The organism is Acidithiobacillus sp. 'AMD consortium', from assembly GCF_008926505.1.
In the GTDB taxonomy this organism is placed as follows: domain Bacteria; phylum Pseudomonadota; class Gammaproteobacteria; order Acidithiobacillales; family Acidithiobacillaceae; genus Acidithiobacillus; species Acidithiobacillus ferridurans.
The window spans coordinates 2,079,876-2,097,369 of sequence record NZ_CP044411.1; the positions used below are offsets into that span (position 1 = coordinate 2,079,876).

At 54.8% G+C, this 17,494-nt stretch carries 27 protein-coding genes and 2 pseudogenes; 12 read left to right on the plus strand and 17 right to left on the minus strand.

All coding sequences use genetic code 11. The annotated features are described in order from the left end of the window. Nucleotides 1-14: 14 nt before the first annotated feature. From F6A13_RS15425 to F6A13_RS10690, 6 genes are all read right to left on the minus strand, one after another. Nucleotides 15-155: a hypothetical protein gene (locus F6A13_RS15425; RefSeq protein WP_163059220.1), complete on the minus strand. Its 141-nt coding sequence runs from the start codon at nucleotides 153-155 to the stop codon at nucleotides 15-17. A gap of 55 nt (nucleotides 156-210) precedes the next feature. Continuing rightward, entirely contained in the window at nucleotides 211-459 is a 249-nt protein-coding gene (locus F6A13_RS10670; protein ID WP_151528233.1) for a hypothetical protein, read from the minus strand. Nucleotides 460-757: 298 nt separating this feature from the next. After that, entirely contained in the window at nucleotides 758-1,135 is a 378-nt protein-coding gene (locus tag F6A13_RS10675; RefSeq protein WP_151528234.1) for a hypothetical protein, read from the minus strand. Between the two features lie 153 nt (nucleotides 1,136-1,288). Next, nucleotides 1,289-1,846 carry a plasmid pRiA4b ORF-3 family protein gene (locus F6A13_RS10680; RefSeq protein ID WP_163059222.1) on the minus strand — a complete coding sequence of 186 codons (558 nt, stop codon included), beginning with the start codon at nucleotides 1,844-1,846 and terminating at the stop codon, nucleotides 1,289-1,291. Nucleotides 1,847-1,992: 146 nt separating this feature from the next. Next, nucleotides 1,993-2,373, minus strand: coding sequence for a hypothetical protein (locus F6A13_RS10685; protein WP_225487187.1), 381 nt, complete (start codon nucleotides 2,371-2,373; stop codon nucleotides 1,993-1,995). 174 nt (nucleotides 2,374-2,547) lie between these two features. Next, nucleotides 2,548-2,748: a superinfection immunity protein gene (locus F6A13_RS10690; RefSeq protein ID WP_225487188.1), complete on the minus strand. Its 201-nt coding sequence runs from the start codon at nucleotides 2,746-2,748 to the stop codon at nucleotides 2,548-2,550. 121 nt (nucleotides 2,749-2,869) lie between these two features. Between F6A13_RS10690 and F6A13_RS10695 the strand changes: the two genes are divergently transcribed. Next, the gene (locus F6A13_RS10695; protein ID WP_151528236.1) at nucleotides 2,870-3,541 is read left to right on the plus strand and encodes a Bax inhibitor-1 family protein; all 672 of its coding nucleotides are present in this window, start codon (nucleotides 2,870-2,872) and stop codon (nucleotides 3,539-3,541) included. Nucleotides 3,542-3,659: 118 nt separating this feature from the next. Here the strand turns inward: F6A13_RS10695 and F6A13_RS10700 are convergent, their stop codons facing one another. After that, a complete protein-coding gene (locus tag F6A13_RS10700) occupies nucleotides 3,660-4,034 on the minus strand; it encodes a winged helix-turn-helix transcriptional regulator (RefSeq protein WP_151528237.1) in 375 nt (124 codons plus the stop codon). 228 nt (nucleotides 4,035-4,262) lie between these two features. Here F6A13_RS10700 and gstA point away from each other — a divergent pair, with 228 nt between their 5' ends. The 4 genes and pseudogenes from gstA to F6A13_RS10725 all read left to right on the plus strand — a co-directional run bounded on the left by gstA (nucleotide 4,263) and on the right by F6A13_RS10725 (nucleotide 7,132). Further along, nucleotides 4,263-4,877 (plus strand): glutathione transferase GstA, encoded by a 615-nt coding sequence (gstA, locus tag F6A13_RS10705; protein ID WP_151528238.1) that lies wholly within the window; start codon nucleotides 4,263-4,265, stop codon nucleotides 4,875-4,877. Between the two features lie 390 nt (nucleotides 4,878-5,267). Next, a complete protein-coding gene (locus F6A13_RS10715; protein WP_151528240.1) occupies nucleotides 5,268-5,807 on the plus strand; it encodes a carboxymuconolactone decarboxylase family protein in 540 nt (179 codons plus the stop codon). Nucleotides 5,808-5,889: 82 nt separating this feature from the next. Further along, nucleotides 5,890-6,207 (plus strand): annotated as a pseudogene (locus tag F6A13_RS10720) (glutathione-disulfide reductase); the annotation flags it as partial. Nucleotides 6,208-6,262: 55 nt separating this feature from the next. Further along, the gene (locus F6A13_RS10725; protein ID WP_151528242.1) at nucleotides 6,263-7,132 is read left to right on the plus strand and encodes a DMT family transporter; all 870 of its coding nucleotides are present in this window, start codon (nucleotides 6,263-6,265) and stop codon (nucleotides 7,130-7,132) included. Between the two features lie 7 nt (nucleotides 7,133-7,139). On the opposite strand, the gene F6A13_RS10730 is transcribed toward F6A13_RS10725, so the two are convergent. Continuing rightward, nucleotides 7,140-7,658, minus strand: coding sequence for an IS630 family transposase (locus F6A13_RS10730; RefSeq protein ID WP_151528243.1), 519 nt, complete (start codon nucleotides 7,656-7,658; stop codon nucleotides 7,140-7,142). Then, on the minus strand, nucleotides 7,658-8,104 hold the full coding sequence (locus F6A13_RS10735) for a winged helix-turn-helix domain-containing protein (RefSeq protein WP_225981801.1): 447 nt from the start codon (nucleotides 8,102-8,104) through the stop codon (nucleotides 7,658-7,660). Before F6A13_RS10735 ends, F6A13_RS10730 begins: the two co-directional genes overlap by 1 nt. 99 nt (nucleotides 8,105-8,203) lie before the next feature. Between F6A13_RS10735 and F6A13_RS10740 the strand changes: the two genes are divergently transcribed. Further along, nucleotides 8,204-8,467: a hypothetical protein gene (locus F6A13_RS10740; RefSeq protein ID WP_151528245.1), complete on the plus strand. Its 264-nt coding sequence runs from the start codon at nucleotides 8,204-8,206 to the stop codon at nucleotides 8,465-8,467. On the opposite strand, the gene F6A13_RS10745 is transcribed toward F6A13_RS10740, so the two are convergent. Beyond that, nucleotides 8,448-8,687, minus strand: coding sequence for an ATP-binding protein (locus F6A13_RS10745; RefSeq protein WP_371744308.1), 240 nt, complete (start codon nucleotides 8,685-8,687; stop codon nucleotides 8,448-8,450). The two genes, F6A13_RS10740 and F6A13_RS10745, sit on opposite strands and share 20 nt — an antisense overlap. A gap of 27 nt (nucleotides 8,688-8,714) precedes the next feature. On the opposite strand from F6A13_RS10745, the gene F6A13_RS10750 reads away from it, so the two are divergent. Continuing rightward, on the plus strand, nucleotides 8,715-9,080 hold the full coding sequence (locus F6A13_RS10750; RefSeq protein WP_275402910.1) for an ATP-binding protein: 366 nt from the start codon (nucleotides 8,715-8,717) through the stop codon (nucleotides 9,078-9,080). Between the two features lie 263 nt (nucleotides 9,081-9,343). Here F6A13_RS10750 and F6A13_RS15840 read toward each other — a convergent pair whose 3' ends face one another. Next, nucleotides 9,344-9,466, minus strand: a complete 123-nt coding sequence (locus F6A13_RS15840; RefSeq protein ID WP_257246328.1) for a hypothetical protein — start codon at nucleotides 9,464-9,466, stop codon at nucleotides 9,344-9,346. Nucleotides 9,467-9,796: 330 nt separating this feature from the next. On the opposite strand from F6A13_RS15840, the gene F6A13_RS10755 reads away from it, so the two are divergent. The 3 genes and pseudogenes from F6A13_RS10755 to F6A13_RS16025 form a co-directional block, all read left to right on the plus strand. Next, nucleotides 9,797-9,985 carry a hypothetical protein gene (locus F6A13_RS10755; protein WP_012537223.1) on the plus strand — a complete coding sequence of 63 codons (189 nt, stop codon included), beginning with the start codon at nucleotides 9,797-9,799 and terminating at the stop codon, nucleotides 9,983-9,985. After that, entirely contained in the window at nucleotides 9,985-10,311 is a 327-nt protein-coding gene (locus F6A13_RS10760) for a hypothetical protein (protein ID WP_012537222.1), read from the plus strand. The genes F6A13_RS10755 and F6A13_RS10760 overlap by 1 nt, the downstream gene beginning before the upstream one ends. A gap of 342 nt (nucleotides 10,312-10,653) precedes the next feature. Further along, a pseudogene (locus F6A13_RS16025) lies at nucleotides 10,654-10,773 on the plus strand (IS200/IS605 family transposase); the annotation flags it as partial. A 656-nt stretch (nucleotides 10,774-11,429) separates the two neighbouring features. Here F6A13_RS16025 and F6A13_RS10775 read toward each other — a convergent pair. Both F6A13_RS10775 and F6A13_RS10780 read right to left on the minus strand, forming a co-directional pair. Continuing rightward, a complete protein-coding gene (locus tag F6A13_RS10775) occupies nucleotides 11,430-12,905 on the minus strand; it encodes a plasmid recombination protein (RefSeq protein ID WP_012537182.1) in 1,476 nt (491 codons plus the stop codon). Between the two features lie 231 nt (nucleotides 12,906-13,136). Continuing rightward, a complete protein-coding gene (locus F6A13_RS10780) occupies nucleotides 13,137-14,138 on the minus strand; it encodes a cation diffusion facilitator family transporter (RefSeq protein ID WP_012537183.1) in 1,002 nt (333 codons plus the stop codon). A 99-nt stretch (nucleotides 14,139-14,237) separates the two neighbouring features. On the opposite strand from F6A13_RS10780, the gene cadR reads away from it, so the two are divergent. Then, nucleotides 14,238-14,714, plus strand: coding sequence for a Cd(II)/Pb(II)-responsive transcriptional regulator (gene cadR / locus F6A13_RS10785; protein WP_012537184.1), 477 nt, complete (start codon nucleotides 14,238-14,240; stop codon nucleotides 14,712-14,714). A 12-nt stretch (nucleotides 14,715-14,726) separates the two neighbouring features. On the opposite strand, the gene F6A13_RS10790 is transcribed toward cadR, so the two are convergent. The 3 genes from F6A13_RS10790 to F6A13_RS10800 form a co-directional block, all read right to left on the minus strand. Beyond that, nucleotides 14,727-15,377, minus strand: a complete 651-nt coding sequence (locus tag F6A13_RS10790) for a class I SAM-dependent methyltransferase (protein ID WP_012537185.1) — start codon at nucleotides 15,375-15,377, stop codon at nucleotides 14,727-14,729. Between the two features lie 16 nt (nucleotides 15,378-15,393). Then, nucleotides 15,394-15,885: an ATP synthase F1 subunit epsilon gene (atpC, locus tag F6A13_RS10795; RefSeq protein WP_012537186.1), complete on the minus strand. Its 492-nt coding sequence runs from the start codon at nucleotides 15,883-15,885 to the stop codon at nucleotides 15,394-15,396. Between the two features lie 124 nt (nucleotides 15,886-16,009). After that, entirely contained in the window at nucleotides 16,010-16,594 is a 585-nt protein-coding gene (locus tag F6A13_RS10800) for a cation transporter (RefSeq protein ID WP_225981802.1), read from the minus strand. 217 nt (nucleotides 16,595-16,811) lie between these two features. Here F6A13_RS10800 and F6A13_RS10805 point away from each other — a divergent pair, with 217 nt between their 5' ends. Continuing rightward, the gene (locus F6A13_RS10805; RefSeq protein ID WP_012537188.1) at nucleotides 16,812-17,024 is read left to right on the plus strand and encodes a hypothetical protein; all 213 of its coding nucleotides are present in this window, start codon (nucleotides 16,812-16,814) and stop codon (nucleotides 17,022-17,024) included. 148 nt (nucleotides 17,025-17,172) lie between these two features. On the opposite strand, the gene F6A13_RS10810 is transcribed toward F6A13_RS10805, so the two are convergent. Continuing rightward, complete coding sequence (locus F6A13_RS10810) at nucleotides 17,173-17,481, minus strand: hypothetical protein (RefSeq protein ID WP_012537189.1); 309 nt, start codon at nucleotides 17,479-17,481, stop codon at nucleotides 17,173-17,175. Nucleotides 17,482-17,494: the final 13 nt, after the last annotated feature.

Genomic DNA, 17,494 nt, shown 5'->3' on the forward strand with positions numbered 1-17,494 from the left:
AGGGGATGGGAAAATCAGTTTTCGCCATCCGCCTGCCGCCCCTCATCGGCGATGAAATAAGCGGCTTCAGCGATCATGCAGTAGCGTTCCTCCGCAGGCATCCGTGGCTCGCCTGCTACCTGATGATGCTGGATTTCCTGACTGTCTTCGGACATCAGTGTATCTCCTCTATGTGGAAAAGTAGAGTTCAATGCTTAGGGTTAACCGCCGTCAGAGGGAATCTTCCGCGGCGTTCGCTATTGTCGTTGCCAGTTCATCCAGAAAATCCTGCAGATGTTCACTGATCACGGCGACATGACTCTCTAAGACATCCAGGTCGACGCACCCCTCCGCTTCCTGGAGCAGGAACAAAAACAACGCGTCGTGGGTAATCCGGGCATCCTCCCTAGTGCCGATACCGGCATATAGGCCCTCCTGATAGACTTTCGCCACGCGGGTTTGCAATGGGTTGAGTTCCACGACCGGTCTCCGAGTCAATTGATGGGGGGCGTGCCCGAATCCGAGAATACCCCCCAAATATGACGCTTTTATGAACGCCAGCGAACTCGACCGGAAAAAAGCACCGCACTACTGTCTTATCCAATGGCCCCGGCCCCAGAACCAACGAGCATTTCAATGCTACCAGCGCCCGACGCCCAGAGGGCGTAGAGACTGGGGTGGACAGGACCGGCGCTCCAGTCCCCATAGCCATCGTCCCCGCTAGGACCAAGCCCGGGCATCCTGATATCATGCCCACTGCCGACGGGGCCATGGGACATCACACCAGGACGGCCATTTTGGTGTAACTCTGAAACAAGTCATCTTGAATGGCCGGGAGACCCGGGCCGGAGAGCCGGATACACCAAGCTGCCCCGTGCTGGTCTTCATAAAGCATGGCGCAGACTTCAGGGTGATGGACAGACAGGATCTTGGCGATACCCATGCTATTGGCCGCCCTGGCGTCGATCCAGTATTTCCAGTATTCGGGCAGTTCCAGGATATGGCCGCGATTCATGGTGAACACCACGACAGTTCCACCCCACCGCCCCAGATGTTGGTGCCTTCGGACAAGAGCACCCACGGACAGGCAGTTTTCTCTCTTGCGAGGGTCCAGTCCCGCCAGCAGCGGGATAATAGGCGAGATTTCCAGCCCCATTCACAGCGCTTCCGCCATAACCCCCTTCCCGTTGCCCTTCACCTCACCCGTGGCCTGCCCTTGCCCGGCATCAAACTCACCGGAATCTAAGCGCATGGACAGCAGAGTGCGGGAATCCATTGTAGACAAAAAACAGCCAAAATTCCGGGGTCGCTACTCTGCATAATACTCCTCCATCGCTGCCTGAGCCTCTTCTAAATCAAACTCATCCGGATTAAATCCCTCAGGCAACATCTCCAGGAAGGACTCCTCCTCACTATTCTTGGCGCCCCTCTGCTGAATTTCTAGCAACTCCAAATATCCCCAGACTCCACCCACATCTTCAGGCGGACAATTTCTGCCACCCTCTATGACAGTGGCCCAAGCCTTCAGAGGTTCATGGACATCTTCGCTTTTTTCTACTTTTATGACATGCCGCCAGTCATCACCAAAGTCATAGACGTAGAGGAACCTGCTCCTGGCGTGCATGACCTCAGAGAGAATCGCCTCAGATTCTTCTTTGATCTCGACACCATAAAATTCGTTTAACTCGTCCGCCTCGTCATCTGTTTGGCCATACCGAACTTTTTTGATGATGAACTCGTGCATGTGACTTCCAGTCCAGCCCATGGCCACTTGAATCACATTATGGAGGCCCCAGAGGTTCTGCGAGGAGGCAATCTGTATCCTGCGCCAGATCGGGGGTTCAATGCCTTCCAGATCAATTTTCATGGTAAACATCTTCATTTCAGTGTGTTACCTCCCTGAAAATATCCCTGTTGCCATGGGGCCGACACGCCGTTACATCGCTCGTGGCCAGCCCCAGTCTCCAACGTCGAATCTGCCGATATCAAAATATCGCGTTGATCAAGTCGTCCTCAATCCCGAAGCCCGCGCCCATCATCAGCGACTGCCCAGAACCGGAGTGTTCCAGGCTGTTCAAAAATCCGCCCTGTTGCGGCTGTGCCTGGGGATAACCCTGTGCCTGTGGCGTTTGCGGGTAGCCCGGTTGCCATGATTGTGGCTGTGCGTAACTGCTGCAGTTCATTTTGCACGGCCTGATGCATCGCCTGCATCAGCATCATGACCTGCTGCTGTTCCTGCTGGACGTTCAGGGCCAGTTCCTTGAGATCCAGCAGCCATTCGCGGGCGTCGGCACTGCCGCCGTCTGCAGCGGTTTTGAGTTTGCCGGCCAGCCCCTGAATGCCCTGAGTTACGCTTTGCCCTTCCTGCTGAAGCCGGTTGTACTGCTGTTCCACGGTGGCGATGTCCGCGTCTCTCTCCTCTCGGTGACAACTACAGTATGGGCGCGATGCCGCAAGCCTCTTTTCGCCCTGATCGATGCTGCCGCCTGCAAGGCTACCGCATCCACGGTTCCCGCCTGGGGCAGGTCCCCATCAAAACTTCCGCCATTGGCAGACAAGATGCCCGTATCAGGCCCGTATCAGGTCGGCAATCCAGCCGATGATGGACCAGTCCAGCAGCAGATCCACCAGAGTGATGGCCATCCGCTGCGGGCTGCCCATGCTCCAGGCCAACAGCACGGGCAGCGCGTATACCGCCATCGCCACGATGCATGCCGCCAGCAGTAAGGCCACGAATCCGCTGCGGCTGTCCGCGATCCAGTGCAGCATGCGCGTGTTCCTTTTTGCCTATACTCTGATCATACGGATGAACGGTTTGAGGTCAACAACGCTTGCAGGGTCGTACCCTTGCAGGGTGCGACCCGGTGTAGACACATTTCAGGAGTAATGCATGTCCCGATTTAACCAGTTCCCCGACAGCATCCGCAGCCCCATGGTTTCCGACGTGGGTACGCTTATGGCGAAGACATACGGACTGCTGGCCCTCACCCTGATGGTCTCGGCAATAGCCTCCATCTATGGAATGCACTCCCCGTTCGCCTATCAGCACCCCTTCATTTTAATGATTGGATCCTTTGCGTTGCTCTTTGCCGTACAGTACACCGGCGCCCACCGCAGCCCCATCGCCGTCCCGTTGGTGTTCCTCTTTGCGGCCGGTATGGGCATGATGATGGGTCCGGCCATAGCAATGTACCTCAATGCGCCAAAGGGCCCGACGATTATCACCGAAGCTCTGGGCACTACGGCCATCATGTTCATCGGATTATCCGTATACGCCCTGACCACCAGACGCAATTTCAGCCACATCGGTGGATTTCTCATAACTGGCCTGGTTATCGCCATTGTGGTATCGCTGGTAAACATCTTTTTCCTGCATCTTCCCACTCTGCAGCTCGCCATTGCCGGCGTCCTGGTGCTGGTGTTCAGCGGCCTGATCCTGTTCGATACCCAACGCATGGTTAACGGCGGCGTCCAAGAGCCGGTGTTGCTGGTGGTCGGCCTTTATCTGGACATCATCAACCTGTTCATGGCCCTTCTCGAGATCTTCGGCAACCGGGATTGATACACCTCCAGGCCGATCATTTTTTCCGCTTTGATGAGGCAGACGCGTTGCTGGAGGACTGGACGCTGCTGTTCCCACCGGATCTGTCCGATAATGCGGAAGCGGGCTCCCGCCTTCCTCAACGCCCGGGAAGACCCGCCGCCTGCGGCCCGCTTTCCCGGGGGCTTGGCGCCGGGTTGCCCGTCGCCGCCAATTGCTCCAGCCCCCACTTGTGCATCGCCATGAGGACGGGCCAAAGGCTCTTCCCCAGGGGGGTAAGGGAATATTCGACCTTGGGTGGTACCTCGGCATATACCAGCCGGTTCACGATGCCGTGCCGCTCCATCTCCCGCAATTGCTGGGCGAGCATCTTCTGGGTGATGCCGTGAACGGCTCTGTGGATTTCTGAGAATCTCCGGGTTCCCGTGAACAAATCCTGAAGAATCAGAACCTTCCATCTTCCACCAATGACGCGGAGGGTGACATCCACCGCGCAGGGCTCCTCTTCTGCCATCTCTCTTCCCTCCGTGAGCAAGGTTGGGAATCCCCCCTTTTATTCATACTTACTAAAAATATACTTACTGTTTTGTACGAATATATATAACAATAAAGTGCATACTTCACAAGACCAGCTGTATGGGGTACTAATATCTCATCGAACGGCCAGCCGCGCTGGTCTGAAGCCATGCACAACAACCCCGGCACTTTTGCCGTCAATCGCTCGGTCAGGAGGTGGATTGCCATGAAATTGTATTACAGCCCCGGTGCGTGTTCCCTGTCTCCCCATATCGTCCTCAACGAAGGCGGATTCCGCTTCGACAAGGAAAGGGTGGACCTCGCCAGCAAAAAAACGGAAACCGGTGCCGACTATACCGCCATCAACCCCGACGGTTACGTGCCCGCCCTCCTGCTCGACGACGGGCAGGTGCTCACCGAGGGGCCAGCCATCATTCAGTACCTTGCCGATCGCGTGCCCGAAAAGAAGCTCGCCCCGCCCCTAGGCACACTGGAGCGCTATCGGCTCATGCAGTGGCTCAATTTCATCTCCACGGAACTGCATAAGGGTTTTTCTCCCTTATTCAATCCGCAGGTGCCCGAGGAATGGAAGGCGGTGGCCGCTGCCCAACTCGGGCGGCGCCTGGGCACGGTCAGCCGGCAACTGGAGGGCAAGGACTGGTTGCTGGGCGAGGGTTTCACGGTGGCCGACGCCTATCTCTTTACGGTATTGGGCTGGGGCCGGCATGTGGGCATTGAACTGGAGCAATGGCCGGTGCTCCAGGCGTATCAGGGGCGGGTATCCATGCGGCCAGCGGTGCAATCGGCCCTGAAAGCGGAAGGGCTTCTCCGGCCTGCGTAATAGTTTTAGTCAAAAGGAGATCATGCATGAATCGAGAAAATACTGTGAGTGATCCATTTTGTACTTCTTGCGTTTACTTTCCGCCCAATCTTCCAGAGGGTAAGTATCCTTCTGAAGACTGGCTAGAGTTACAGAAAAAACAATGCTCATTCGACTTTTCCCCTGGCGCCAGAGAATGTCTGGCCACCCGGAAAACCAGCTGTAGCCTGGTTGATTTACGTAACAAAACGTGAACTGGCTCCGGTGATGGCAGGGCGTGAATAAAAAGTCTGTATTTGCACATAAATGGAGATCTCATGTATGACCAGAGAATCGTAAAGTGTAGTCGTTCGAGATAGCTTCTCCACAATTTTTCTTGTTTTTTGTGTGTAATCAACTAGGAGGCATTATATGGCTTTGTTAAAGACGGTACATCCAGACGAAGCAGAAGGCAAAGTGGCTAACTTTTATCAACAGATCGAGGATGCTGTAGGATATATCCCAGAAGCATTTCACCTGTTCAGTGTAAGCCCCAATTTACTCGATGGGCAGATAGCAACTATGGCTTATATGGCATCCCATCCTACGCTCAGCCCAACATTCATCGCTATGCTTCGTTATTTGGTGTCTGGAAAATACAGAAATACCTTTTGTATCGATTTTAATGAAGCAGCATTGGTCAATGCGGGTATCAACCAGGAAGATCTACGTCAATCTCTGATTCATCCTGAACTGATTCCTCTCCCGGAACATGACAAAACCTTGATGCTTTTTGTTCTCAAGGCAATAGATAAGCCCGCGAACATCAGTGAAAAGGATATTGAGGCGCTTTACCAGGCAGGATGGACGGACCGCGATATCTACGATGCCTTGTATGCAGGTGCACATCATGCGGCTACAGATGTGCTTTTTAATGCGTTTAAAGTTTCTTCGTCCATTAAAACTGACTGATCGCCAACGACTTTATCCAGATAGCCTAATCTGTCTAGTCAGCAATGCGATGGTAAGGACAATTTGAGCTGTTGTTTTCAATCATCCACCCATTGGGGCGATTGGGCTTACTGAAATGGAGATTCGGGATATCCATGGGGATAATGTGGGCACCATCTATTGCACCCGTTTCCGATCTGTGACGTTTGCTTTTTCCGAAAACTCCGTACAAACGGACATGAAACTTGGCGCTGTCGGCGCTGAGGAGAAAGCTGTCGGACGTCATATCATCGGTGTTGGCGCCGAAGAGATGCTTCAAGGCGTTGCCTTTGCTGTAAAGATGGGCGCTTGTAAAGGCCATTTTGATGACACCTTGGCTCTTCATCCAACCAGTGCGGAAGAACTTGTCACTATGCGTTAGAACCGTTATTTAGATAAGTTTTCCTGGGATAAATACGTTCAATGAGGTTCATTATATGTCCCGCGTACGCATAATCTTGCTAACTCTGATAGTACTCCTTGGTATGGCTGGCAATAGTCTGCTGGCAAGAGCAGCCTTGGGCGGACATTTAATTGGGCCGCTTCCATTTACCGCAATTCGGTTAGCAAGCGGCGCGGCGATCTTAATCGTCCTGATGATGGTGACTACGGCTCGACCTAGATTGCATCATATACTGATGCCAGTGATGTTGTTTGTGTATGCGTTGGCATTTGCATATGGCTATGAGCAGCTTGGGGCTGCTACTGGAACTCTATTTTTGTTTTTTGCCATTCAGGCGACCATGCTGGCATGGGAGATTCGTGGTGGCTACCGGTTGTCAAAACTTCAGTGGATTGGGAGCGGGATAACTCTCGTGGGGTTGTGGGTGTTGGTGGGTGGTATCTCGCATCTTCCTAAGCTTTTGGGGATAGGATTGATGATAGGGGCCGGTGTCGCGTGGGCTGGATATTCGATACTGGGCAAAAGTTCCAGGGATGACTTGGCGACCACAACGGCAAATTTTATATATTCTGGGCTGGTCGCTATTATTCTATTAGTGATCTATGCAGCGATACAAAGCTGGCATCATGAAGTCATTCATATAAGCCTTGCGGGAATCTATTATTCTATGCTCATTGGTGCAATAACCTCGGCATTGATTTATGTACTCTGGTATATCTTAATGAAGGAGCTAAGGGGCGTAACGAGTGCTGTCATACAAATGCTGGTTCCCGTGATTGTCGTTATTAGTGCGGCTCCGTTGTTGGGCGAGCAAATAACTACCCGTCTAATTTTGGCCGGCGCAACTATGCTAACAGGGATACTTTTAGTAACAATACCAAAAACTAGGCGCGCTCTAGAATGAAATAATTCTAAATTGCATTAGAATTAGAGTTAATTATGTACTCCCATCCGGCGATGGATTTCACCCGCGCATGGTCCGTCTCAAGGGCACGAAGGCCGGCGACCAACTGGTCTTCCAGCGCCCCCAGACTGTCAAAGGCCCGGTTGTGAAAATACTTCTCCCGCAACTCGTCCCAGAGGTGCTCTTGAGGATTCAGTTCCGGCGAATAGGGTGGCAAAAAGAGCAAGCGTAGATTTTCTGGCAACTTGAGCTCGTTACTTTTGTGCCAACCGGCACCATCGACAATCATGACGATGTTATCGCCGGGATAACGCTGGGCAACCTCGTCGAGGAAAAGCGGCATGCACCTGCCGCTGACTTCTGGCAGCACCAGGGAATCCATACGCCCGTCCTGGGGTGATACGGCCGCATAGGCATAAGTGTATTGGTAGATCAGCATGCCTTTCACTTCGGGGAGCGTCGGCTTCTTGGCCCAGCAGTAACGGGTGTCGCTGATCCGCCCAAAGCGCGCTTCGTCCTGGTACATTACGCGCAAAGGGCGGTAGGTCGGAAAACATCGCCAAGGCTTCGGCTATGGCTTCGGGCAGTTTTTTTCCAGACTTCCCGGCGTTCCGCATCGCCCTGTGGATGGTAGGTATCGGGAGCAAGCTTCCGCCAACCGTGGCGTGCCAACATGCGATAGACCGTCGAAAGCGCCATGGGTTTTCCCACCTTCTCCTCAATCAGCGGCTTGAGTTGAGGAATTACGACGATGCCGCCCTTTTGTGCGTCGGCCAATACTTCGTCGAGAATACTGGCCTCTCGTTCCAGATCAGCCAATGCATGGTTGCGCAATGCGGTCTTCGCCTGGGGCGGCGCCATAACCCCTTCGGCAACCTTGGCAAAACGCGTGCGTATCGCACAAGTGGCGTTCACTGAGCGTCCGATGGCCCGCGCCGTCTGCTCCAGGCTCAATCCCAAATCCAGGGGCAACAGCACTGCCTGTGCCCGCCTCAGTTCTTCATCTGGGCAGTTCGAAAAACTAGCCATTTCCAGTAAAATGTAGGGAGCCGATTGGAAGGAAGAGCAACCATGGCAGGACTGGTAGGGCAAACAGGATTCTTCCCCGGAGACCGCCGATTGCGGGAACTGGATTTGCTGGGCGACGGCCTGCCGCTGCTCAACCGGCTCATTCCCTGGGAGCGCTTCCGCCCGATTCTGGAGAGTGTGCCGAAGGCCAAGTGCGCATTCCGGCGATCGTGGGCAGTGATTCCGCTGATCGTGGGCACTCCCGAAAAGCGTACATTCTGGTCACCGCCATTTTATCCCCAGGTGGTCACGATGCGTCAACTTTAGGGGTGTCGCGTCCATCACTGTGACGACGCAGGGAGTCCCCCTTCAGCTCCAGTCGGTGAGCACTCTGCAGCAGTCGGTCCAGTACCGCATCGGCCACGGTAGGCTCTCCCAGATATTCGTGCCAATGATTCACCGGGAGCTGGCTGGTAATCAGCGTGGCCCTTTGGTTTACCCGGTCATCAATGATTTCCAGTAGGTCCCGAACATCCTCGGCATTCATAGGGGCAAGCCCCCCAATCATCCAGTAATGTTGAGATCAACATTAATCGACGACTTCGGACTCAAACCCATGCGCCCGCCCCATGACGAGGATTTCCACGACCTCATCGCCGAACGCTATGAGCGAGTCTCCACCATGCTGACCAGCAATCTCGACTTCGCCGAGTGGGGGGACGTCTTCCCGGCCAACCGCATGCTCGGAGTGGCCACCCTGGATCGGCTACGCCACGGCGCCTATCGACTGATCCTGGAAGGCGATAGTTTTCGCGCCCCCAGGCCGCTCCCGGAATCCCCAAAAAACACCCTTCTTAACACCGTTCGAGACCCCATTTCAGGCACTTTGAAATGGCGCCATTACGCCGCACATCGGTGGTGCCATATTGCCGGTCAGTGACATCGTCGCTGTTACGGCGCATCACAGCCCCTTTCCATTGCCCGCGGTACTCGTTCACCTGTCGTCAGGTAGGGATCTATTCTTTGCGTGTTAACCAGTTTGGACGTGGCTACCTCATCGGCCAAACCCTTGTGGCGGCGCGTAGGCTGCTGCCGTTGCCGATCATACTCCCACACTGTTGTCCAAAACGGATCAACGGCTTGTTTGACCGATGATCGGTATCGCGGTGTAAGAATGGGCACCCTATCGCCTTATCCTGCAGTTCATGGAATGGAATTGACGAACCACAAAATAACTGCACCAACCAGAACAGAAACCGTGACGGCGCCAGCAGCGCCAACCATTGCAAGGGTGAGCATTCTTGCCACTTCAACTCCGAATGTCATGTCAACCTCCATCCATCGCTGATTGCCTGTAAAATCACCTTTCTCACAGACCCGTTCAGTGCCGATGGCACCAAACGAACGCCCCAGGCTGCGGGGCGGCCGATCTGTAGATTGAATAATAGTATACAGGCATAGATTTGTCTTGTTTATTGCGCTAAGCTATTCAGCGGAGGACGGTTCAGGCCGCATGGGGACTACTATCCCTCGGCCCTACCGAGCCTGGATCGTTTTCCGATCGTGATAGCCCGCTCCACGTTGCCAGGAGGGCGTTCATGCGCTCACCTGGTTTTTTACAGGCGATGGATGCGGAAACGAAAAAGGGGGTGTGTGATGATGGCGAACATAGACAGGGGTTTTGTGGAGTCGTTGAACAGGCGCACGGGGTTGAACCTGACTTGGGAGGAGTTCAAGGCGATTTATCAGGAGCGGAAGGCCGAGCGTGACGCTGACCCGGCCATTCAAAGCCGGAAGGCGCGGCATCGTGTCGAGATGGAGGATATGGATGCCTTTTTCAGGTGATGCGCAGCATAAAACATGCCAATAAAAAGCAGGTGATGCAGTTGCACCCGCCGATCTCCGTGAGTAGCATCATCGCCATGCACGAGACCCACCACAAAGACAAAGAACGTATCCTGCGCTGCCTCCGCAACGGTCCCAGGACCTGCAAGGAAGTCGCAGACGCCCTCAAGCTATCCTGCCTGCGCACCAATCACCTTATAGTGGACCTGGCAAAACAGGGGCTGGTCCACGCACACCACTGCACCATCAATGCATCGGGGTCACCCATCAATGTTTGGGCGTTACCATCCTCGGAAACACCCCCATTACTCGCAGGGACCGCATGAGGTGGACCATTTCCAAGGCTTCACCGAAAAAAGCACCCTGCACAAACCATCAAAAGAACCTCAGAAAACCACCGAAGAACTGGTCCCGATTGTCGTTGCTGCCTTAGCAGGAGCCATGGATTCACGGGAACTCGCCACCGCTACGGGATTTCCGCCTGCGGCGGTTGGCAACGCTTTAAGATTGGCGAGCAATTACGGGTTGGTCAGCAAGGTGCCGCCTTTCGACAAGCGCGTGATGACCTGGGAACGCACCAAAGGAAAGGCGTACACGACCGCGCTACAAGCCGCTACACTTACCGTACGATTTTTTCCGTTTCGTGAGCTGACCCCTACTGGGGCCAGCACTTATGGGGCCGGGGCTATTGGGTGGCGAGTAGCGGGAACGTTACGGATGAGGTTTGGCAGGAGTACCTCAAGAACCAAACTCCGCCGGAACCGGATGATGATTTCCATATTGTGTAGCGACAGCCATCGGCCTTGGTGCCGACCGATCCGGCTTCCAGCCGTAACTTGAAGCCACCGGCTTTAGCCGGTGGAGTGTTCACACAGTTTTTCCCACGCATCCTTGGGTATCTCCGCGTTCTGGCGCCCCGTCGTTTCAACCTCGAATAGCTCGTGACATGGCTCCTACATTATCGCGGGACGTAACACTCGATATCGACACCGAGATGAAGTGCCGTATATGTGACCGCAAGGAGGAGACGATCAATTCGGCCGTCGAGGGCCATCTCGAGGTCTTCAACGATCCCTCGCGCGGCGTATAAATCTTTACCTGTTCAGTTCTCCTGGCAGTCCAGTCCACCCATGAGATCAATCAGGATTTTAAAATTGGTTCTCAATAGATTTCGCTGACAGTCTCGCCGTGCTCGCTATAGATTTTGGGATATCCAAGTCCCCAAAATGACTGCGCTCGGCGACAAGTATGCTCCGGCGGCCCGGACAGGCCTGCATCCGCAGCGGTGCGCTACTGAGCAGCGCACCACAGTCTGAAATGACAAAACCAGCAAATACCAGCATTGCAGCGCGGGGTGTGGCGTGGTTTTCGGGGAGTCGCCCAAATATCGCCCAGCCAACCTCAAAAAACGCTATTCCGTTATACGGTAACGGCCTGCACCGCCTTAGTACCCCGGCGTATCGCCGCGTCCCTGCCCCGTCATGGTAAGCCGCTGTTCCGCCAACGCCTTCCGAAAACTCGCCATCGAGGAGGCCGATTCAACGGCTCTCAAGGTTTTGCCGCGATTCATAGACGCATTTTCGATACCCAGTATATGGCCCACATGGGTGCCGATGGTTTCCAGTCTCAGCTTGAGCTTTCGGTTTTCATCCAGCACCGAAGCATAGTTATCCAGCCGTTGTTCGCGTGTTTTCAAGGCGGCATCCCATTCCAGTAAACTGCTTTCCTTGTGCTGGACCTGGGCTTCCCGCTCTTTCACGTTCTCCTCACGCCTGGTCACGTTTTCATGGGCTTCCCGGATGGCGTTCCGCCCCATTTGCACCGCTTTGTCCCGAATATATTCGGCTACCTGTGCGTGGTAAGCATCCACGGCCTCCTGGGATAGAATCCTGTTTCTGGTCATCGGGATGATCTTCCCCTCCAGCACGGGCATGGCATCCCGCACCTGTGCCGTGACGGCTTTTTTCTGCTGGCTCTGGGCATCCAGCAGCGCCACCTCCTGCCGTTTTTTCGCAATGCCAGCATCCAGTTTTTCAAGGGCTTCACGATTGGCCGCAATGTCAACATCAAGCTTGTTTTTTTCATCATCAAGCTGACGCTGTTTTTCCTCCGCATCCTCTGCACGTTTTTTGTAAACTTCCAAGCGTTTTTTAACTTTTTCTTCATCGCCTTTCTTTTGCTCAAGATCAATTTGCGCTTGTTCAGCCAAACGGATATTTTTTAAGTACCGATCCAACGCTTCCTCTGCTTCAATTTCAATTTGCTTGCGCCGTTCCTCAACCTTGGCAATGTCGGCAGGAAGCGTTTCATGAAGCTGCTTTACTGATCGATGTATCCAGTTAGCGGGTTCTTCACCGTCTGCGATTCTCTTTTTTTTGCTCTTGCCTCTGGTGATACCCAAGTCGGACACTTCATTCCCGGCCACATCCTGCAACATCCGCAGATCAACGGCAGCCAAATTCATGGGGATTTCATGGCCCGTCTCTTGGTCATGCTTATAGCTTCTCAACATAAAATGAGCATGCGGTGCGGATTCATCACGATGCACAACCAGACTAATCAATTCACGATCGGCCAGCTTTGCAGTGCGTTCTGCGATCTTACGGAAAACTGCATTTTGTTTCTCTGGCGTCATGTCATTAATGATGGATTGCGCTTCTGTTCCAAATGTCACAATGCCAGAAAGCGCCAATCTTCCATCCTTGCGGAACCCACGCTGCTTCGCTTTTTTTCGATGCCGGATGATTTCTTGCTGGAGATGATCCGCAGATGGGCCTGCTATCAAAATGGAATTTTTATCGCTTCTATCTTTGTCCACGTACTTAGGAATGCGCTTTGCGTCGCGCATGTCATGCTGCTGCTGGCCGCCATAGGTCACACTATTCAAATGCTCCAGTCGCACACTAATCGTCATCGTCATGGTTCTATCCTCATGCATCGCGTGGGGGTTTCAAAAGGGGCCGCCCCTTTGCCTACTGCTTAATCGCCAGATTAAGCTTAATAGATTAAGGTTAGTCTCGACCTCTAACCACGCAAAACATGATACGCGCCGATAACCGACATCCGAAACACAGGCTGCAATGGCGCCAAAATGTCACCATCATGTCCCCATGCATGCTCCGACCCGACCCATGGCCACCATGGGGTCAGCTCACGAAACAGAAAAATCGTTTTGCTGGCAGGCGCAATAAGGTCTCCCCGGAGCCAGTGCGCATGGATGGGCCGGATCGCCTGTCTCCACCTGCAAGGTGGGATGGTCGATGCGAAAGCGCGCCTGCAATTCATCGCTGATTTGGTTCAGAAGCGCGTCCCCCGGATAGCCGTTCGGCATGACCAGATGCGCGGTCAGCGCCGTTTCCGTGGTGCTCATGGCCCAGATGTGCAGGTCATGCACCGCCGTCACATTCGGCAGAGCGGCGAGATAGGCGCGTACCACCTGGGTTTCGATCCCTTCTGGCACGCCATGCAGGGCCAATTGGGTGGAGTCCCTCAATAACCCCCAGGTGGCGATCACGATCACCGCGCTGATGAGCAGACTCACCGTGGAATCCAGCCAAAACCAGTGCGTAAAAAGCATCACGATTCCCGCGATGACCACGCCAAGCGAGACGACAGCGTCGCTTGCCATGTGCAAAAAGGCTGCCCGGACATTCAGATCGCCCTTGCGCCCCGCTATGAACAGCAGTGCCGTCCCGGTATTGATCAGCGTCCCGAAAGCCGCCACGCCGATCACGATACTGCTGTCTACCGGAGCTGGATGCAGCAGACGCTGAATCGCTTCCCAGGCGATCCCGCCAGTCACCACCAACAGAAATACGGCGTTGGCCAGTGCCGTCAGGATAGACGAACTGCGCAACCCGTAGGTGAAACGGACTGAGGGTGGGCGGCGGGCCAGGGCAGTGGCGCCCCAGGTCATCAACATGGCCAGCACGTCACTGAGGTTATGGCCGGCATCCGCCAGCAAGGCCAAGGAATGTCCCATCACCCCGAACACGGCCTCAACCAGCACGAAACTCAGATTGAGCGCCACCCCGATGGCGAAGGCACGGCCGTAGCCCGCCGGGCCATGGGCATGATTATGCCCATGCGCGTGGCCATGGGTCTGCTGGTGACCAGTGGCATGGTCATGATCATCATGTTGGTCGTATGCCATATATCATCCTTCCCCAAAAAAATCCGAATGAATGGCCATTACAAACCTTGTAGTCACTACATAGTCAAGGATTTATACTGCGCATTTTGGGGGAATAATATGCGAATCGGCGCACTTGGACAGGTGACCGGCGTGGATCCGGAGACCATCCGTTATTATGAGCGAATAGGCCTGTTGCCCGCGCCAACCAGGCGGGCGAATGGTTATCGCGCTTATGGCCCCGCGCATCTGGAGCGACTTGCCTTTATTCGCCATTGCCGGGCGCTGGATATGCCACTCGCGGATGTGCAGCGACTATTGCACTTGCTGGATCACCCACTGGACGATTGCCAAGACGTGGATCGACTGATCGATACGCATCTGGCGCACGTACAGGGAAGACTCCAGTCCCTACAAGCGTTGGCGCGGCAGCTTGAGCAACTGCGCGGACGTTGCCATGGGCAACATGCAACCGCCGAATGCGGTATCCTGCATGAGTTGGTGGCCGCCGCCCAAGGGGAAAACTGTATATGTCATGGCGGTTCGGTCCAGGCCCCCTTGAAGGATGTGCAGCGATCGGTAAGCCAAACAGGCTGACAAGGATTTTCCTTATTCCGTCTCCCCCGAAATGACTACCAGGCCGCCCCAGGGCAGCGTGTGGGGCAGCAGATGTTCCAGCGTTCGCGCCATCCCGTCCCCGGCAGGAAGAAATATGGCGGAATGCACCGCCAGTCGGCGTACCGGCAAACCGGAGAAGAAGTCGAGCAACTCGTTGGGACGATGCCAGTGCGCCCCATGGTAGGCCCCGCTCCCGCCGCCCTGCCCTTTCTGTCGATAAAGCAGGCTTGCCCGGTTGAGCCAGCCGATGACGAAACGCCGGCGCGCCACCCGCACGATCTCGGCCACGGCCCGCCGCTCATCTTCCACAAAACACAGTGCCGCAACCGAAACCACCTGGTCGAAACTGCGGTCGGGAAAAGACAGTGCGCGAGCATCTCCGGCTATCCAGCGGATCTCAGGGGGGCCCTTGGCACGGGCGAAGGCAAGCCAGTCCGGGTTGGGATCCAGGCCAGTGACGAGGAGGCCCTCTTCGGCAAAGCGGCGGGTGAACCAGCCGGTACCACAGCCCACGTCCAGAAGTGTGTTCCCCGGCTGCGTCTGCAGGAGCCTGGAAAGCAGGCGGAACTCCGCCATGCCGATCCAGCGCCCGCGAGGGGTATCATACCAGGCGTCATAGGCGGCGGCGTCCATCGGCCCCATACCCGGCCCGGAGCCGTCAATCCTCCAGTTCCTGCACGTTCACCTTCGGCACATTCTGCAAAGCCGGGCGCTCCCAATGATAATTGCCCGTACCGCCACCCCGTTGCTCCTGTATCTGGTAGCGCTGGTACGCATGCAATTTTGCCACTTCCCGCTGCAATTCCAGTTCGGCGCGGGCAAAATCCATCGCCGGAACCGCACGTTTCGCCAGCGTACTTTGTGCGTCCTTGATGCGTTCCCTGCTTTCGTGAATATCGATATCCGCAATCCGCAGGCTGGCATCGGCGAGGATGGTTACGATATCGGGTTGAATCTCCAGCATTCCACCCTCCAGAAAAAGAATCTGCGTCTGGCCGTCTGGCTGGGTAATGCGTAACTCGCCGGGCCGCAGCCCGGACAGCAGGGGCGCATGCCCCGGCAGAATACCGATCTCACCCAGTTCCGCCGGTACCGCCACAAAACGCGCCATACCGGTGTAGACTTCGCCATGGACATCGACAACATTCAAGCGGAATGTTCTATTGGGGTTTAAGGAGCCACGGAACGTAAAACCCGGTTGCCCCCTTGTCCAAAGCTGTTGCCTGATTTCTTTCGGTCATGGCTTGTCCGTGCAAGCCGAACCGCTGCACGGTTTAACGGGATGAAACGGGCGCACGTAGTGCTTTCAAGGATTGCCGCAGGACGTTAAGCGCGGAGCTGAGAAACACACCGGAGATAAGGGCACCGACGATGATATCCGGCCAGCGCGAGGCAAGCAGGTAAATGCTGCTGGCGGCTAGTAAAACACCGATATTGGCGATCAAATCGTTTCGAGAGCACAGCCAACTGGAACTCATGTTTAGGTTGTGGCCACGGGATCGGTACAGAAGAAAAAAGCACACGAGATTTGCGATGAGTGCCAGCACACCGACGATTCCCATCGTTTCGATACCCGGCATGGCGGGGTGAAACGCCTTGTAGGCTGCCGTCCCCAACACACCAAGCCCAAGGGCGAGCATGACGCCGCCCTTTACCAGGGCAGCAACTGTCTGCCAGCGCGCCGACCGTGCCAGCGCAAAGAGGCTGAGCCCATACACCAAGGCATCGCCCAGCATGTCCAGCGCGTCCGCCAGCAGCGAGATTGAATGGGCGATTAGGCCCGCCGAGCCCTCCACGAAAAACATGGCAGCATTGATGGCGAACACGATCCACAGCACACGTCCGTGACTGTCGCGCATGGCATCTATCTCGCAGCTTTTGTTTTCACAGCAATTAGCCATTTGTGGGATCCCTTGAGTTTTCTGTACCTGACGGTAGCGTAACCTCCGTACCGGCTGTTCAGTGAATATATACCCGAATACCTCACTAATATCTCTAAAATCCGTTATGGTGATGTCGTCTTACGCCAACAAGCGGCAACGCACGGCTGGCTGGATCCACAGGAGCCTTTACCTGATGATGGTGAGCTTGCGGCAGTACCGCAGGCACTCCGTGCCCATCCAGTATGTTTTCACCCCCAAGAACCATGAGGGTGGTCACCCAACTGGTGACCACTTCGCAACGAAAACCCCCGCCCTATCTGATGAACCTCTTGATTTCAGCGAAAGGGAACTGCTGTTTTTAGGATTAACCATGCACTCTTTCCTCGGCTTTCAGCGGTCCAAATGACAGGAGTTTTGCCTTCAGCGCCACGACCAACTTTCGCCCGGCCGCCCTTTCCCCACAAAGGCATCGTCCCGTACATCAAGCCATTCATCCGGTAGATACAGCGTTCCTGCCCGTCATGAAGGTCTGATGGCGCCAGCAGCCACCCACATCAATAAGCGTTTATTGCCTGTATTTGTTTGCCAATCTCGGCAACCTTTTGGGCGTTCTTAACGACTTCCTCCCAGCGACCATCCTTGATCTGTACAATCATGGTGTACGTTAAATATTCTGCTTTATCTTTCAGTATTTTTGTCTCATACCTTGGATTAGTTGGCGCATGATCTTCGCGTGCATAGGCAGATAATGGCGCGGTCATAAGGATCATCATCATAAAACCCCGCAGGGCAGCATGGCGAAGTCTGATCGTCATGATCCGTATTTCTTTGTATATCTCCTGGTGGGATGTTTCTAATGTCATGGCGAATCCTCAT